Raw genomic sequence first — 16,254 nt, 5'->3', positions numbered from 1 at the left:
CAACTGGACCGTCCGCACCAACGCCGGCGGCCCCGGCGTCCCCGGCGCCGCCTGGCCGGCGTCCAATGTGACCTTCCCGACCGTGGACGGCCAGAAGGTGCTGCAACTCGCGGCGGCCACGGACGGCACCGCCGGCGGCACCTCGCACGCCGAGATGTTCCACCAGCGGAAGTTCTTCGAGGGCACGTACGCGGCCCGGGTGAAGTTCGCCGACGCCCCGGTCTCCGGCACCGACGGCGACCACCTGGTCGAGACGTTCTTCACCATCACGCCGCTGGACCGGCCGCTCGACCCGAACTACGGCGAGATCGACTTCGAGTACCTGCCGAACGGCGGGTGGGGCGAGACCGGGCCGATCTTCTACCAGACGACCTGGGAGACCTACCAGAACGAGCCGTGGCAGGCCGTCAACACGCACACCGCGCAGCGGCAGAGCTTCAACGGCTGGCACGACCTGCAGTTCACCGTCTCGGGCGGCCGGGTCAAGTACTACGTCGACGGCGTGCAGTTCGCCGGCCACGGCGACCAGTACTACCCCGAGACGAACATGTCGATCAACTTCAACCTGTGGTTCATCGACACGGCCGCGCACACCGGCGGTCGCAGCGTCTACAACCAGCAGGTCGACTGGCTCTACTACGCGGGCAGCGAGGTGCTGACGCCGGCGCAGGTCGCGTCCCGGGTGTCCGGGCTGCGCTCGACCGGCACCGCGCACACCGACACGGTCGGCAACGGCAACTGCCCGACGAACCCGCCGACCCAGAACCCCACGAACCCGCCCACGCAGAACCCCACGAACCCACCGACGCAGAACCCGACCAACCCGCCCACGCAGAACTGCTCCAACGCGCCGGCCTGGAACTGGGGCACCGTCTATCTCGAGGGCCAGCGGGTCAAGCACCGGAACCGGTCGGGCCAGTTGCGGCTGTGGCAGGCGAACTGGTGGACGCAGGGCTCGGAGCCCGGCTGGACCGCGCAGTGGCGGGACCTCGGCCCCTGCTGACTGCCGCACAATGGTCGTCATGACGACGGCCACGAGGTACGCGGAATTCGCGGCGGGTGAGGCGCGCGGCGTCTCACCCGCCTACGAACGGCTGGCGGCGGCGGTCGCGGGCGACGACGACCTGATGGCGCTGCTCGACCGGCTGCCGGAGGCCAAGCGCCAGCCCAACCTGCTGTTCGGCGTGGTGCGCTGGCTCGGCGGCCCGGTCGAGGAGCCGACCGCGTTCCGGGCGTACGCGCTCGCCAACTGGCCGGCGATCGAGCCGGCGATGCGCACCCGGGCGACCCAGACCAACGAGGCCGGCCGGTGCGCCGTCCTGCTGCCGGTGCTGGCCGCCCTGCCCCAGCCGCTCGCGCTGCTCGAGGTCGGCGCGTCCGCCGGGCTCAACCTCTACCCGGACCGGTACGCGTACCGCTACGGCGACCAGGTCGTCGGCAGCGGAGCGCCGCTGCTGGACTGCGCCGCCACCGGCGTCACACCGCCGGCCGCCCTGCCGGAGGTGGTCTGGCGGGCCGGCCTCGACCTGAACCCGCTCGACGTCACCGATCCCGCCGACGTGGCCTGGCTCGACGCGCTGATCTGGCCGGAGCACCAGCACCGCCGCGACCGGCTGCGGGCGGCGGCCCGGGTCGCCGCCGCCGACCCGCCGCTGCTGGTCCGCGGCGACCTGGTCGACGACCTGCCGGCACTGGCGGCACAGGCGCCTGCCGGCGCGACGCTGGTGGTGTTCCACACGTCGGTGCTCTACCAGGTGCCCACGCCGCAGCGGGAAGCCTTCGTCGCGCTGGCCCGCGACCTGCCCGGCCACTGGATCTCGCTCGAGTCGCCCGACGTGCTGGGGCTGCGCGACCTGCCGGCCCCGCCCGGCCCCGGTTTCCACAACGTGCTCACCCTCGACGGCACGCCGTTGGCCTACGCCCGCGGGCACGGCCAGGCGATGACCTGGTTCGCGCTCACAAGCTGACGCGTACGCCCTGCGCGAAGGCGCCGCTGCGCAGTTCCAGCGTCGCCGGCTCGGCACCGGCGGGCACCGCCCAGGTGAGCTGGGTGAGCACGCGGTGGCCGGGCACGACGGGCGCGTCGAACACGTTCTTGCCGCCGTTGGCCGCCCGGGTCGCCATCACGTCGGTCGCCACGGGCTGGCCGCCCGCGACCGCGAGCCGTTGCAGGTAGGGATGCCAGTGCTCCGGCGCCGCGCTGTGCTTGGTCACGCCGACGACAGCCGTGCACCGCTGGCCGCCGCCCTCCGGCACGCAGGCGAACCGGTAGGCGGTGAACTCGAACGCGTTCTCCCGCAACGGTGTGCCGACCGGTCCCGCCGTCGCGGTGCCGAGCCAGCCCGACGCCGGTGTGCGGTGCGCCGTCGCGGCCGCGGACGCGAACCGGGGCAGGGCCAGCCCGACCGCGAGCACGCCGAGGCCGGCCAGCAGCACCAGTGCGGTCGCCACGGCCAAGCCGGCGCGGCCCCGGTCGGTCAGCGCCGCGATCCGGGCGGCGGCGCGCGGCCAGCCGTACCGGGCGAACAGGACGGTCGCGACGATCAGCAGACCGGCCAGTGCCGGCACCCACCAGTGTCGCCACCACGGGCCCGGCTGGTCCGCGACGACGGCCGGGCCGGCGGGCGTCCACGTCGTGGCCGAGCAGTCGGCGGGCTCGCCGGCCCAGCCGACGTAGGCACAGGCGGCGGTGGACAGCGCGGCACCGTCGTCGGCGCGCGACTCGACCGTCGTGGTCAGCGTGGCGCTCTCGTACGGGCCGAGGCGCACCGGCCAGACGAGTTCGTTCGGCGACCCCGGGCCGGGCGAACCGCCCGGCCCGGGTGCCGGGCTCAGGGCCGTCACGCGGGCACCGTCGGGAACGCTCTGGCGCAGCGTCAACTCGGTCGGTGCCTCGGTGCGGTTGCGGACCACGACGCGATAGTCCGCGTCGTGCTGTCCGCTGCTGGTGGCCGCCACGTCGACCTGGCTGGCGTCGGGCTGGGCCGCCGCCGGCGCCGCCACGACGGGCAGCGCGGGTGCCAGGAGCGCGAGGGACAGCGCAGTAGAAAGCATGGCCGATCTCCCCCCGTTTTCCACGGTAGGAAGACCGGCCGGACGGTCGGGCCGAACCCGGGATCCGGGCCGCGATCGCCCAGGTCGGGTTACCCTCGGCCCGTTGCGCGTGTGGTCAGAGTGTCTTGACGGCCGAGCGCTCGGAGCCGATCGGCTGGTAGCCGAGCCACTCGTTGATCGCGAGCATCGGCTTGTTGACCTCGTCGTTGCCGGTGTAGCCCTCGACGAGCCCGGCGTCACGCGCCCGCCGGAAGGCGACCGACTTGGCGATCTTCGCCAGGCCGCGACCCCGGTAGGCCCGCCGGGTGCCGGTGCCGGTCGACATGAACCGCCCCGACTCGCGGTCGACGTAGAGGAAGGTGTGCGTGGCCGGAACGCCGTCGACGAGCACGACCAGGCTCAGGTCGCGGTCGACGTTGGGGCCTTCCCAGATGTCCTCGAGCCAGTCGGCGTATTCGACCTTGTCATAGGGCGTGTCGGACGGCTCGTCGAGCATCGCCTCGCTGTCGACCGCGTAGACGGCCTCGGGACCGATCTCGGCCGCCGTCTTGATGGTGACGCCCGGCGGGATCGGTGGTGCCGGCGGCAGGTCGGCGAGGAGGAGCCGCTGGTAGCGGGCCTCGTGCGTGAGCGTGAAGCCGCGCTTCTCGAGGAACCGCAACGTGTCGGGCTCGTCGAGGGCGTAGGCGACCAGCTTGCTGCCGCCGATCGAACGCAGGTGCGCCTCGGCCGCGGCGAGCAGCGCGCTGCCGATGCCCCGCCCGCGGGCGTCGGGCCGGACGACCACCATGGCGCCACAGGCGCCGGCTTCGGAGGTCCAGATGTTGAGGTCACAGCGGGCGAAGCCGGCCAGCCCCTGCTCGTCGTCGACGGCGAAGAAGGCGCCCTTGGCGTTGCGCAGCGAGAGCTCCCAACCGTGCCGCAGCCCGGCGACGGTGTTGACCCCCCAGGGGAAGACCTGGCGGCGGATCTGGAGGAAGGGCCCCGCGTCGTCGAGGGTGCCCGGGCGCACGGTCGTCATGCGACCTGTCTAACAGCCCACGCAAGCGGATTTCGCACTTAGCTCTCGTCGGCGTCGTGGGCCAGCAACGCCAGTTGGATCCGGTTGGTCAGGTCGAGTTTGGTCAGGGCGCTGGACAGGTGGGCCTTGACCGTGCCGACCGACATGTAGAGGCGCTCCGCGATGTCGCCGTTGGACAGACCCTCCGCGACCGCCTCGGCCACCGCCCGCTCCCGCTCCGAGAGCACCGCGAGCCGCTGCCGCGCCCGGTCGCGCCGGGTGGTGCCGACGCCGGCCGCGACGTGCTCGATCAGCGTCCGCGCGACGCTCGGCGAGAGCACCGGCTCACCGGCCGCCGCCCGGCGCACCGCCTCGACGATCTGCTCCGGCGGCGTGTGCTTGAGCAGGAAGCCCGCCGCACCGGCCCGCAGCGCCTCGACGACGGTGGCGTCGGCGTCGAAGGTGGTCAGCACGATCACCGCCGGGCGGGTCCCGGCGAGCGCCCGCGTCGCGGCGATGCCGTCGACCACCGGCATCCGCACGTCCATCAGCACCACGTCGGGGCGGGTCCGGGTGACCTGGTCGGGCACCGACGCGCCGTCGACCGCCTCGCCGACCACCTCGATGTCGGGCGCGCCGCCCAGCATCAGCCGCAGCCCGGCCCGCACGAGCGCGTCGTCGTCGACGAGCAGCACCCGCACCGGCTCCGTCATGCCGGCCACGGTAGCCGGGTGACCAACCGGAAGCACCCCCGCTCCGCGCCGTGCTCCAGGGTGCCGCCGTCCAGCGCGACCCGCTCGGCCAGCCCGGCCAACCCCACACCGGCGCCCGGGATCGCGCTGACCGACCCGGGCGCCAGCGGGTTGCTGACGGTGGCCACCACGCCCTCCCCAGGCGCACCGGTGACCCGCACCTCCACCTTCGCGCCGGGCGCGTGCTTGCGGGCGTTCGTCAGTCCTTCTTGGACGGTGCGATAGACGGTGCGCTGCACGGCGGCGCGCAGCGTGTCGGTGGGCGCGCACTCGACCGTCACCGCGACCCGCTGGCCCACCGCCTCGGCGTCGGTGACGAGCCGGCCGATGTCGGCGATCCGCGGCTGCGGCGGCCCGGCGTCGGACGGCTCCGGTTCCTCGTCACCGGTGCGCAGCACGGCGAGCACGTCACCGAGTTCCACCAGTGCCCGCCGGGCGTTGCCGTGGATCACGTCGATCGCGGCGCCCACGTCGGCGGCGTCCAGCGGCCGTCCGGCACCCGCGTCGGCCTGGGCGGTGCGATAGGCGAGCGCCCCCGCGTGCACCGAGATCAGCGAGATCCGGTGGGCGAGCGTGTCGTGCATCTCCCGCGCGATCCGCGCGCGTTCGGCCCGGCGCGTGTCGGCCAGCCGGTGCTCGTGGTCCCGCGCGGCCCACTCGGCGGCGCGGCGCAGGCCGACCACGACCTGGCGGCGCGACCGCACCGCCATCCCCCAGACGAGGGGCACGACGAACATCAGGAACACGATCACCGCCATCGCCTGCCACGGCACGGTGGGCGGCGGGTGCGAGAAGCTGAACCAGAGCGACGGCACCAGGAAGGCCAAAGCCACCGGGACCGACACCAGCCAGCCGCGATGCACCGCGACGGTCAACACCGCGACCAGCGCGGCGCCGGACGCGCTGTCGCCGATCATGTAGATGACGAACACGAATCCCGCGACCGCCAGGGGAAGCCGCCGGCGCCACCACAGCGCGAGGCACGCCGCGAGGGTGACGAACGGGTCGACCGTGTGGAACCAGCCCGGCACCGCACCGGCGTAGTACGGCGTGTCCTCCGAATTGACCACCATGAAACTGAGTGCCACCAGGAACAGGACGGTGTCCGCCAGCCAGTCACGGACCGTGCGGCGGCGCCGCGGCGCGTCGACCGAGAAGCCCGCCAACTCCGCGGGCAGCAGCCAGCGCGGGGCGTGGAACGGGTGTTCGGTCATGCCGCGAGGGTACGTCGCCCGGCGCCCGTCACCCGACCAGGAATTCTGGCCGACCGGCCAGGGCGCGTAGCCCATGGATAGTGGCGTCGGTCACGCCGGACCGGCACGCTGTGTCGATGGGGGATCTGGGACTGCACCCGCCACGTCATCGCGTCGCACCCAAGGCCGTGCTCTGGTGGACGCTGCGCGCCGTGATCGGCGCCGCGATACCGCTGCTCGCCGGCCTGATCGTCTTCGTGTTCGTCGAGTCGTGGCGATCCTGGCTCGGCCCGGCGCTGATCGCCCTGGCCGTGCTGATGGCCGTGCACGCCGCGGTGGTGCCCTCGTGGCGCTACCGCGTCCATCGCTGGGAGACGACCGACGACGCCGTGTACGCCCTGTCCGGATGGTTCGTCCGGGAGTGGCGGGTCGCCCCGCTGTCCCGGATCCAGACCGTCGACGCCACCCGGGGCCCGCTGCAGCGGGCGCTCGGGCTGGCCACCGTGACCGTGACCACGGCCTCCGCCAGCGGACCGGTGCAGCTCATGGCCCTGCCGGACGCGCAGGCGACCGAGGTCGCGGCCCGGCTGACCGCGATCGTCGGCCGCACGGCCGGGGATGCCACGTGACCTGGCAGCGGCTCGACCGCAAGGTGATCGCGGTCGACCTCGTCCGCGCGGCGGTGTCGCTGGTGCCGACCGCGATCGCCGCGGGCGTGCTCGGTCTCGAGCCCGGCGACGCCTGGCCGGCCCTGGCGATCGCGGTGCTCGGCGTCACCCGCGCGGCCGCCGACATGGCCCGCTGGGCCACCACCCGCTACCGGATCACCGACGAGCGGGTCGAGGTCCGCGGCGGCCTGTTCACGCGCAAGGAACGCTGGATCGCCCGCGACCGGATCCGCAGCGTGGGCAGCGATGCCCGGCTCACGCACCGGCTGTTCGGGTTGCGGGTGGTCACGGTGGGCGCCGGCCTGACCGGTGTCGCCGGCGCGACCGCCGCGCTGCGCATCGACGCCGTCTCGGCCGACACCGCGCGCCGGCTGCACGAGATCCTCGACGCGACCGCAGCGCCGTCGCCCTCGCCGTCCACGGAGCCGGAGACAGAGACGGACGCGGCCCCGGCCGGCGAGACCCTCGCCCGGTTCCAGCCGAGCTGGATCTTCTACAACGTGCTCAACATCTATGCCCTGTTCAGCGGCGCCGGCCTGATCTGGGGTGGCTACTGGTTGGGCCGGCTGTTCGGCTACGACGCGCTCGACCACGCCCGCACGCTGGCCGACGGCGTGCCGATCGGGTGGGTCGTCGCCGTCGCCACGGTCGGTTTCCTGGTCGTCGGCAGCGCCGGCCTGGTCGCCGGCTTCGTCACCTCGCACTGGGACTTCCGGCTCACCCGCACCCCGACCGGCTCGCTGCGCACGACCCAGGGGCTGCTGCGTACCCAGTCCGTCGACCGCGAGGAACACCGCATCCGCGGGATACAGATCAACGAGCCGCAGCTCTGGCGCTGGCTCGGCGTCGCCGACACCAGCCTGATCACGACCGGGATCAGCCTGTGGAGCTCGACGGCGGGGGCGACCATCCTCCCGCGCGGCCCGATCACCGCGGCCCGGTCGACCGCGGCCCGGATCCTGGGCAGCGACGTCATGTCCCGGCCGCTGCGCCCGGCACCCCCCGCCGCGCTGCGCCGCCGGCTGGTCAAGGCGTTCGTCTGGTCGGCCGTCGGCACCACCGTGACGCTGCTGCTCGACGACCGCTTCACCGGCCCGCTCTCCGCCGCCTCGGCGCTCTGGCTGTTCCCCGCGCTGCTGACGGTCACCACGGCCGGTGCGGTCGTCGCGTACCGCAGCCTGGGTCACGCTGTGCACGACGGCTATCTGGTGGTCCGGTCCGGGGTGCCGACCCGTTCGACGTCCGCGCTGCGCCAGGATGCCGTGATCGGCTGGGTGGTCAAGCAGTCGTTCTTCCAGCGCCGGCTCGGCCTCGCGACGGTGATCGCGACGACGGCGGCCGGCCAGGGCGCCTACACCGCCCACGACATCGCCGCCACCGAGGTCGCCGCGCTAGTCCCGGCGCAGGGCGGCGGCGAGCAGGGCGAGCCCCTCGTCGATGGCCGGCGGGTCGAGGGTGGCGTAGCCGAAGATGAGGCCGGGCGGCCCGGGCGCGAGCCGGTACGGGCCGACGCCGTGGACGCCGACGCCGCGCTCGAGTCCGGCGGCGACGACGGTCTCCTCGTCCAGGTGCGGCGGGAGCCAGGCGACCAGGTGCAGACCGGCCGCCACGCCGGCGGGGCGGACGGCGGGTAGGTGCGTGGCCAGTGCGGCCAACATCGCGTCGCGGCGGCGCCGGTAGATCGGCCGCATCCGGCGCAGGTGCCGGTCGAACTCGCCGCGCGCCAGGAAGTCGGCGAAGGCGAGCTGGTCGAACGCGGACGAGCCGCGGTCCGCGGTGATCTTGGCCGTCGCGATCGCGTCGGCCAGCGCGGGCGGCGCCACCAGCCAGCCGATCCGCAGCCCCGGCGCGAGTGTCTTGCTGGCCGTGCCGGCGTAGACCACGCGGTCGGGGTCGAGGCCCTGCAGCGCGCCGACCGGCGACCGGTCGTAGCGGTACTCGGCGTCGTAGTCGTCCTCGACCACGACGGCGTCGTTGTCGGTCGCCCAGCGCAGCACCGCGGCCCGGGCGGCGGCCGGCAGCACGCCGCCGGTCGGCCACTGGTGCGACGGCGTCAGCACCAGCGCGTCGGCGCGCACCTCGGCCAGCGCGCGCACGTCGACCCCGTCGGCGTCGACCGGCACGCCGACCACCTCGAGGCCGGCGGCGCGGGCGTGCAGCCGGGCGTCGTCGTCGGGTGACGGGTCCTCGACCGCGATCCGGCGGGCACCGCGCGCGGCGAGCACCTGGAGGACCAGCGCGATGCCCTGCGCGAAACCGTTGGTGACGACGGTCGTGTCGGGCGTGGCCAGCGTGCCGCGGACCCGGTTGAGATAGTCCGCGAGCGCCAGCCGGAGCTCGGGCAGGCCGCGGCCGGGCGAGTAGCCGAGCCGGTCGTTGGGCGCCGTGGTGAGCACCCGGCGCAGCGACCGCAGCCAGGCCGCCCGGGGGAAGTGCTGGACGTCGGCCCGCCCGTACCCGAAGTCGATCCGGACCGGTCTGGGCGGACCCGCCGGCGCGACCGGTGCCGCCGCCACCCCCGGGCCGGCCGCAACCCGCGTGTAGCCGCCCGGCCGGCTGCTCAGGTAACCCTCGGCGACGAGCTGCTGGTAGGCCTCCACGACGATGCCGCGGGACACGCCCAGGTCCGCGGCGAGCGTGCGGGTGGGCGGCAGCGAGGCGCCCAGCGGCAGCCGGCCGGTGCGGATCCGGTCGCGGATGGCGGACTCGATCTGGCGGTGCAGCGCGACGGGTGCGGCCCGGTCGAGCGGGATCATCAGGTCGGTGGCGGCGCTCGAATTGGTCCAGGATTCCACCATGGAATCGGAGCTTATTGGCTGTACCGATTCTTGGCACCGTTGGTGACATGACGACGACATCCCTCACCGGCCAGGTCCTCTCCCCCACCGACACCGGCTACGACGACGCCCGCTCCGTCTGGAACGCGATGGTCGACCGCCGGCCCCGGCTGATCGTGCGCTGCGGCACGGTCACCGACGTGGTCAACGCGGTCCGCTACGCCCGCGAGCACGACCTCGAGATCGGCGTGCGCTGTGGCGGCCACAGCGTGCTCGGCCTCGCCGTACCCGCTGACGGGTTGATGATCGATCTGACCCCGATGGGCGGTGTGACCGTCGACCCGCGCACCCGGCGGGCCCGGGTCCAGGGCGGCGCGCTGCTCGGCGCGCTCGACCGGGCGGCGCAGGAGCATGGGCTGGCCACCACGGCCGGCAACGTCTCGCACACGGGCGTCGGCGGCCTCACCCTCGGCGGCGGGATGGGCTGGTTGGCCCGCCAGTACGGGCTGTCCTGCGACAACGTCCTGTCGTACGAGGTGGTAACCGCCGACGGGGCCGTGGTCACCGCGTCGCCCACCGAGCACCCGGACCTGTTCTGGGGCCTGCGCGGTGGTGGCGGCAACTTCGGCATCGTCACGATGTTCGAGTTCCGCCTCCACGAGGTGGGCACCCGGGCGCTGCTGGCCAACTGGACCTTCGACCCGGCCGGCGCCGTCGAGGTGCTGGAGGGTTGGCGCGAGCTGAGCGCGGCGGCGCCGCGGGAGGCCACCTTCACCGCCACGTCCAGCGCGGACGGCGTCGACGTCGGGTTCGTCTGGGTCGGCGGCGACCCGGCCCGGGGCCGGACGCTCACCGCCGACGTCGCGGGCCTGGGCCGCGCCCGCCGGGAGAGCGTCCGCGAACTGTCCTATCTGGAGCTGCAGACGATCGAGGACAGCACCGGCGGGCACCACTTCCGCCGCTACTGGAAGGGTCTCTACCTCGACCGCTTCCCGGTCGAGGCGGCCGCCGCGATCGTCGCGCGCGGCGACGGCGATCCCGCGCTGCGGCCGGCGATGTCGCTGCAGGCCTACGGCGGCGCCATCGCGGACGTGTCCGACGACGACGCCGCGTACGGCCAGCGGGGCACGCTCTTCGAACTCGTCGCCGCCGCCCGGTGGAGCGACCCGGCGCAGGATGCCGAGCGGATGGCGGCCGCCCGGTCCGCCGCCGCGCCGCTGACGCCGTACTCCAGCGGGGTGTATCTCAACACCATCAGCGACGAGGGTGCCGCCGGCGTCCGGCGGGCCTTCGGGGCGGCGAAGCTGGCCCGGCTGGCCGAGCTGAAGCGCGCCTGGGATCCGGCGAACGTCTTCCACCTCAACCAGAACATCAGCCCGAACTGAGCCCCATCACGCGCGACCCCCTGTGTTTTCGGTATGACGAGCCAATCAATCGAAGGCGTTAAATTCCCCGAAACCCACAAGGTTCGAGGGGGAGGACGCTTTGACCCGACTACGACGGATCCTGCTCTGCGCCGTCACCGCGGCGGCGCTGGCGGCGAGCGGCGGGGCGCTCGCCGGCCCGGCCAGCGCCGCACCCGAGCCCGTGCCCAGCGGTCCCGACCAGGTCGTCGGCGGCACGCTGGCCGGCGCCGGCGAGTTCCCGTGGATGGTGCGGCTCTCGATGGGCTGCGGCGGCGCGATGTACACGCCGAGCCTGGTGCTCACCGCCGCGCACTGCGTCGGCGGCACCGGCAACAACACGTCGATCACGGCGACGTGGGGCGTCGTCGACCTGCAGGACCCGACCCGGACGACCCGCCAGTCCAACTACGTCTACCGGGCGCCCGGCTACACCGGTGACGGCAAGGACTGGGCGCTGATCCGGCTGTCGAGCCCGATCAACAGCCCGCTGCTGAAGATCGCCACGGACACCTCGCTGCACAACGGGTCGTTCACGGTGGCCGGCTGGGGCGCCACCACGCAGGGCGGCGGCCAGTCCCGCTACCTGCGCAAGGCGACGGTGCCGTTCATCAGCGACAGCACCTGCGCCGCGCAGGGCGGCAGCTACTCGGGCCTGATCCCGAACGAGGAGATCTGCGCCGGCATCCTGCCCGGCGGCGGCATCGACACCTGCCAGGGCGACTCCGGCGGCCCGATGTTCAAGCGCAACGCGGCCAACGAGTGGGTCCAGGTGGGCATCACCTCGTGGGGCATCGGGTGCGCCCAGCCCAACGCGCCGGGCGTCTACACCGAGGTGCGCTACTTCGCCGCCGACATCCTCTCGGCCGCGATCTCGCTGGGCGGGGGCCCGCCCGGCGGCGGTGTCGCCGTCGGCAACCCGGGCAACCGCACCTCCACCGTCGGCACCGCGGTCTCCGCCACGCACACCGCCTCCGGCGGCACCGCGCCGTACACCTGGTCGGCGACCGGGCTGCCGCCGGGCCTGTCGATCTCGTCGTCCACCGGGACGGTGACCGGCACCCCGACCACGGCCGGCTCGTACACCACCACGGTGACGGCGACCGCCTCGGCCGGCGGCTCCGGCAGCACCTCGTACACCTGGACCGTCAACCCGGTCGGCGGCTGCGGCGCCAACACCAACGGGACCGACCTGACGATCCCCGACGTGTCCACCGTGGAGAGCACCATCACCGTGTCGGGCTGCGCCGGCAACGCGTCCACCACCTCGTCGGTCGAGGTGCACATCGTGCACACGTACCGTGGTGATCTGGTCGTGACGCTCGTGGCACCGGACGGCAGCCTCTACACGCTGCACAACCGCAGCGGCGGCAGCGCCGACAACCTCGACCAGACCTACACGGTCAACCTGTCGAGCGAGGCCCGCAACGGCGCCTGGAAGCTGCGGGTACGCGACGCGGCCTCCGCCGACACCGGCTACCTCAACTCGTGGACGCTGACGCTCTGACGCACCTATGATGGCCGGGTGACTGCCGGGTCGGCCCTTGCGATGGGCCTTTCGTCGAACGGTTACCCGGCCATCTCTTGACCACCACGCGGGCCCGCGGCCCGCCGGCACCTCCGCTCCGCCATGCCACGCATGTCGTCGAGAGGAGGTGAATTTCTGACATGCCAGTCCCAGACGAGGCCTGGTCCGCGTTCGCGGCCCGTTTCACGGTCGGCTCGGTCGTCCACGGTGACGTCGTGAGCGTCGTGCCGTTCGGCGCGTTCGTCCGCATCGGCGAGGTCGACGGCTTCGCGCCCGCGCGCGAATGGCCGACCCCGCTCGAGGAGGGCACGGTCGTCCCGGTCCGCATCGCCGCCATCGACGCGGAAGCCCGGCGCTTCGCCGTGCACCCCGCCTAGCTGACGGTCTCCGGGGGTGGGCCCGCCCCCGGATCCCGGCGTTAGCGTGGGGAGGGATGGCTGACAGCGGAGCGCACCGGCCGGCCGCCATCAGGACGCCGGACCATCGCCTACGGGTGTTCGTGTCCTCGACCCTGATGGAACTGGCTGCCGAGCGCGACGCCGCCCGGGCCGCGATCGAGCAGTTGCGGCTGTTTCCGGTGATGTTCGAGTCCGGTGCGCGGCCGCATCCCGCACAGGCGGTCTATCGCGCCTATCTGGCGCAGTCCGACATCTTCCTCGGCATCTACGCGGAGAGCTACGGATGGGTCGGGCCGGGCATGACCCGCTCGGGGCTCGAGGACGAGTTCGAGCTGGCGACGGGGATGCCACGCCTCCTGTACGTCAGGTCGCCCGCGCCCGACCGGGAGCCGGCGTTGGCCCGGATGCTCGACGGGATCAAGGCGGACGGACAGGCCGCCTACAAGCGCTTCTCCGACGCCGCCGAGCTGCGCGAGCTGATCCTGACCGACCTCGCGACGGTGCTCGCGGAGCGGTTCGACCAGCGCGGCCCGCGGGTGGCGACGCCGCCGGCACCGGCCACCGCGCTGCTCGGCCGCGACGACGACATCGCGCGGATCCTGGCCGACCTGCGGGACCGCCGGCTCGTCGTGCTGACCGGCGCCGGCGGGATCGGCAAGACGAGCCTGGCCCTGGCCGCCATGGCACGGGGCGCGGCCGCCTGGCCCGACGGCGTCGCGTTCGTCGACCTCGCGCCGGTCACGGCCGCCGCGCTCGTGCCCGACGCGCTCGCGGCCGCCCTCGGCGTGGTGGGGCAGGGCAACGAGGGACCGCTGGACGCGCTGCACCGCGCGCTGGCCACGCGGGACATGCTGCTCGTCGTCGACAACTTCGAGCACGTCGCCGCGGCGGCACCGGTGCTGGCCGACCTGATCCGCCGGGCGCCGCGGCTGCGCGTCCTGGTCACCAGCCGGACGGCGCTGCGGGTGCGCGGCGAGCGGGAGTTGCGGGTCGAGGCGCTGGCCGTGCCGCCCGTCGGCGCGACCGCCGCGGAGCTGGCCCGGGCGCCCGCGCTGCGACTGCTGGTCGAGCGCGTCCGCGACGTCCGGCCCGGGTTCGCGCTGACCGAGGAGAACGCGCCGGCGCTGGCCGAGCTGTGCCGCCGGCTGGGCGGCCTGCCGCTGGCCCTGGAGCTCGCGGCCGCCTGGATGCGGGTGCTCACACCCGACCAGATGATCGAGCGGCTCTACGAGCGGCTCGATCGACCCGGCGCCTTCGCTGACCTCCCGGATCGCCAGCAGACCCTGGCCAACACGGTCGCCTGGAGCTACGACCTGCTGCCCGCGTCGGCCCGGGAGCTGTTCGCGCGGCTGTCGGTGTTCGCGGCACCGTTCACGGTCGACGACGTCGTCGCGGTCTGCGGCGGCGACGCCACCGACGTGATCGACGACCTGTCCCGGCTGCTGGACGGCAGCCTGGTGAACGTGGCCGAGCGCCCGGACGGGCAGCACGGTTTCGCGCTCCCGGAACCGATCCGCCGGTACGCCGCCAGCCGCCACGACCCGGCCGACGACACGCTCGGCCGGCTGCACCGGCGGATCCTCGACGTCCTCGAAGCGGCGTCGACCGGCCTCGGCTCCGGGGATCTCGGGTTGCGCCGGCTCGACAGCGAACGACCCAACCTCGAGGTCGTGCTGGACTGGGCCGGCCGCACCGGGCAGCCGTCCGGCCCGCTGCTGCACGCGATCGGCGACGTGTGGGTGTGGATGCTGGCCCGCGGCCACCTGCGGCAGCGCTCCGCGCTCTGGCAACGGATCGAGGCGCTGCCCGCGGCCGGCCTGCGTACCGAGCGCGACCGGCTGGCGCTGCGCTGGCTGACGGCCAGCCGGCTGCTCAACGACGGCGCCTTCGCCGCGGCCGGGACGCTGCTCGACCAGACGCTGCCGGCCGCGCGGCGGGTGGAGCCACCGGCCCGGCTCGCGCTGCTGGTCTCGGCCCGCGCGATCGTCCGGCCGTACACGGTGGACGGTCCGGCGCACGCGGAGTTCACGGACGCGCTGGCGCTGGCGGCGGACGCCCTGGTGTCCGGCTACGTCCGGTCCCACTACGGCCTGCTGCTGACGCTCGACGGCCGACCGGCGGAGGCGGCGCAGTGCCACCACGAGGCGCTGGAGATCGCCCGCGCGCTGGGCGACCGCAACCTGCACGCCGAGGTCCACTACGACCTGGCCATGGACGCGCTGGCCGGCGCGGGGCCCGCGGACTCCTATCTGGACACCGCGATCGCCGGCTACCGCGAGATCGCCCACATCGACGGCCTGACCCGGTGTCTGGGCGCGCTCGGCGCGGCCGCGCTCCGCCGGGGCGACCTCCGCCTCGCCGCCAGGATGGCGGGCGCCACCGACGCGGGCCGCGCGGCGATCGGTCTCGTTCCCTGGCCGTCGGTGACCGAGTTGGAACGCCGGACGGTCGAGCGGGTGCGGGCCGGTCTGCCCGCCGCCGAGTTCGCCGGGGCCGTCGACGACGGTCGGGCCCTGTCCATCGAGGCCGCGCTTGCCGCCGCGGCCGGGCCCTAACGGCCGCGCTCGCCGGTCACCTGGCGACGGACGGCCGGCACGACCTCCTCTGCGAACCGGGGCAGCTGGTCCGGGCCGTCGCCCCAGAACAGGAACGTGTCGAAGCCGTAGCCGACCGCCAGGTCGGTGAGCTCGTCCACCCACTGGTCGACGGGTCCGTTCAGCAGGCCGCCGGTCGGGCCGTCGGTGATGCGGCCGTTGACGTTGAGCACCCGGCGGATGTCGGCCGGGTTCCGGCCGGCGGTGGACGCCGCCTCGTCGAGGCGGTCCGACGCCTCGGCGAGCGGGGTGATCTCGCCGCGCAGGGACGGCACCCAGCCGTCGGCGAGCCGGCCGGCGAGAGCCAGCGCCCTGGGACCGTAGACGCCGAGCCAGATCCCGATGTCGTGCGCCGGCAGCGGGCCGGAGTGCGCGCCGGCCAGCCGGTAGTGCCGGCCGTCGAAGCGCAGGTTGCGCTGACCGCTCCAAACGAGGCGGATGACGGCCATCGCCTCGCGGAGCGCGTCCAGCGACTCCCCCGGCGACCGGCGCGGGCCGCCGTACGCCTCGATCGCGTCCCAGAAGGACCCGGCGCCCAGCCCGAGCTCGAACCGGCCGCCGCTGAGCACGTCGATGCTGGCCGCGGCCTTGGCCAGGACGGCCGGCGGGCGCAACGGCAGGTTGGCCACGTCGGGGAACACACCCACCCGGCTGGTGCCGGCGGCGATGGCGCTCAACAGCACGAACGTGTCGACGTACCGGCGCTGGTAGGGATGGTCCTGCACCCCGACCCAGTCGAGCCCGCGCTCCTCGACCTCTCGCGCCGTGGCGAGCAACGGGTCGGCGGCGTTGGGCACGAGGAAGTATCCGAACGTCAGCTCACGACCAAAATCAGGCACGCTCCCCACGGTAATGTCGAGAACCCGGAGGCGGCTCCGTCCCCGAAG

General features: G+C 74.1%; 13 protein-coding genes and 1 pseudogene. 8 read left to right on the top strand and 6 right to left on the bottom strand.

Annotated features, from left to right (window positions below; translation table 11 throughout):
* Together Asi02nite_RS34135 and Asi02nite_RS34130 are read left to right on the top strand one after the other, a co-directional pair.
* Window positions 1–1,003, top strand: a 1,003-nt coding sequence (locus Asi02nite_RS34135; protein ID WP_203718153.1) for a family 16 glycosylhydrolase, incomplete at its 5' end; no start/stop codon positions are given.
* A gap of 19 nt (window positions 1,004–1,022) precedes the next feature.
* Complete coding sequence (locus Asi02nite_RS34130) at window positions 1,023–1,967, top strand: DUF2332 domain-containing protein (RefSeq protein ID WP_203718152.1); 945 nt, start codon at window positions 1,023–1,025, stop codon at window positions 1,965–1,967.
* Here Asi02nite_RS34130 and Asi02nite_RS34125 read toward each other — a convergent pair.
* From Asi02nite_RS34125 to Asi02nite_RS34110, 4 genes are all read right to left on the bottom strand, one after another.
* On the bottom strand, window positions 1,957–3,054 hold the full coding sequence (locus Asi02nite_RS34125; protein ID WP_203718151.1) for a hypothetical protein: 1,098 nt from the start codon (window positions 3,052–3,054) through the stop codon (window positions 1,957–1,959). The two genes, Asi02nite_RS34130 and Asi02nite_RS34125, sit on opposite strands and share 11 nt — an antisense overlap.
* 115 nt (window positions 3,055–3,169) lie before the next feature.
* Entirely contained in the window at window positions 3,170–4,075 is a 906-nt protein-coding gene (locus tag Asi02nite_RS34120; protein ID WP_203718150.1) for a GNAT family N-acetyltransferase, read from the bottom strand.
* Between the two features lie 38 nt (window positions 4,076–4,113).
* Window positions 4,114–4,767 (bottom strand): response regulator, encoded by a 654-nt coding sequence (locus Asi02nite_RS34115; RefSeq protein WP_203718149.1) that lies wholly within the window; start codon window positions 4,765–4,767, stop codon window positions 4,114–4,116.
* The gene (locus Asi02nite_RS34110) at window positions 4,764–6,020 is read right to left on the bottom strand and encodes a sensor histidine kinase (protein ID WP_203718148.1); all 1,257 of its coding nucleotides are present in this window, start codon (window positions 6,018–6,020) and stop codon (window positions 4,764–4,766) included. The genes Asi02nite_RS34115 and Asi02nite_RS34110 overlap by 4 nt, the downstream gene beginning before the upstream one ends.
* A 116-nt stretch (window positions 6,021–6,136) precedes the next feature.
* On the opposite strand from Asi02nite_RS34110, the gene Asi02nite_RS34105 reads away from it, so the two are divergent.
* Window positions 6,137–6,628, top strand: coding sequence for a PH domain-containing protein (locus tag Asi02nite_RS34105; RefSeq protein WP_203718147.1), 492 nt, complete (start codon window positions 6,137–6,139; stop codon window positions 6,626–6,628).
* Window positions 6,625–8,022: pseudogene (locus tag Asi02nite_RS34100) on the top strand (PH domain-containing protein); the annotation flags it as partial. The gene Asi02nite_RS34105 and the pseudogene Asi02nite_RS34100, both read left to right, overlap by 4 nt.
* Before the next feature lie 36 nt (window positions 8,023–8,058).
* On the opposite strand, the gene pdxR reads toward Asi02nite_RS34100, so the two are convergent.
* Window positions 8,059–9,465 (bottom strand): MocR-like pyridoxine biosynthesis transcription factor PdxR, encoded by a 1,407-nt coding sequence (gene pdxR / locus Asi02nite_RS42000; protein WP_239127418.1) that lies wholly within the window; start codon window positions 9,463–9,465, stop codon window positions 8,059–8,061.
* 47 nt (window positions 9,466–9,512) lie between these two features.
* Between pdxR and Asi02nite_RS34095 the strand changes: the two genes are divergently transcribed.
* The 4 genes from Asi02nite_RS34095 (at window position 9,513) to Asi02nite_RS34080 (ending at window position 15,328) form a co-directional block, all read left to right on the top strand.
* Window positions 9,513–10,829, top strand: a complete 1,317-nt coding sequence (locus Asi02nite_RS34095) for an FAD-binding oxidoreductase (protein WP_203718145.1) — start codon at window positions 9,513–9,515, stop codon at window positions 10,827–10,829.
* Between the two features lie 100 nt (window positions 10,830–10,929).
* The gene (locus Asi02nite_RS34090; RefSeq protein ID WP_239127417.1) at window positions 10,930–12,354 is read left to right on the top strand and encodes a trypsin-like serine protease; all 1,425 of its coding nucleotides are present in this window, start codon (window positions 10,930–10,932) and stop codon (window positions 12,352–12,354) included.
* Between the two features lie 161 nt (window positions 12,355–12,515).
* The gene (locus Asi02nite_RS34085; protein WP_203718144.1) at window positions 12,516–12,752 is read left to right on the top strand and encodes a S1 RNA-binding domain-containing protein; all 237 of its coding nucleotides are present in this window, start codon (window positions 12,516–12,518) and stop codon (window positions 12,750–12,752) included.
* Between the two features lie 56 nt (window positions 12,753–12,808).
* The gene (locus tag Asi02nite_RS34080; protein WP_203718143.1) at window positions 12,809–15,328 is read left to right on the top strand and encodes a DUF4062 domain-containing protein; all 2,520 of its coding nucleotides are present in this window, start codon (window positions 12,809–12,811) and stop codon (window positions 15,326–15,328) included.
* On the opposite strand, the gene Asi02nite_RS34075 is transcribed toward Asi02nite_RS34080, so the two are convergent.
* The gene (locus Asi02nite_RS34075; RefSeq protein WP_203718142.1) at window positions 15,325–16,206 is read right to left on the bottom strand and encodes an LLM class flavin-dependent oxidoreductase; all 882 of its coding nucleotides are present in this window, start codon (window positions 16,204–16,206) and stop codon (window positions 15,325–15,327) included. The genes Asi02nite_RS34080 and Asi02nite_RS34075 overlap by 4 nt on opposite strands.
* Window positions 16,207–16,254 lie beyond the last annotated feature (48 nt).

It is taken from the genome of Asanoa siamensis (assembly GCF_016862555.1).
In the GTDB taxonomy this organism is placed as follows: domain Bacteria; phylum Actinomycetota; class Actinomycetes; order Mycobacteriales; family Micromonosporaceae; genus Asanoa; species Asanoa siamensis.
The sequence above is the reverse complement of the archived record's forward strand: the minus strand, read 5'-3'. Positions and strand labels throughout refer to the sequence as shown.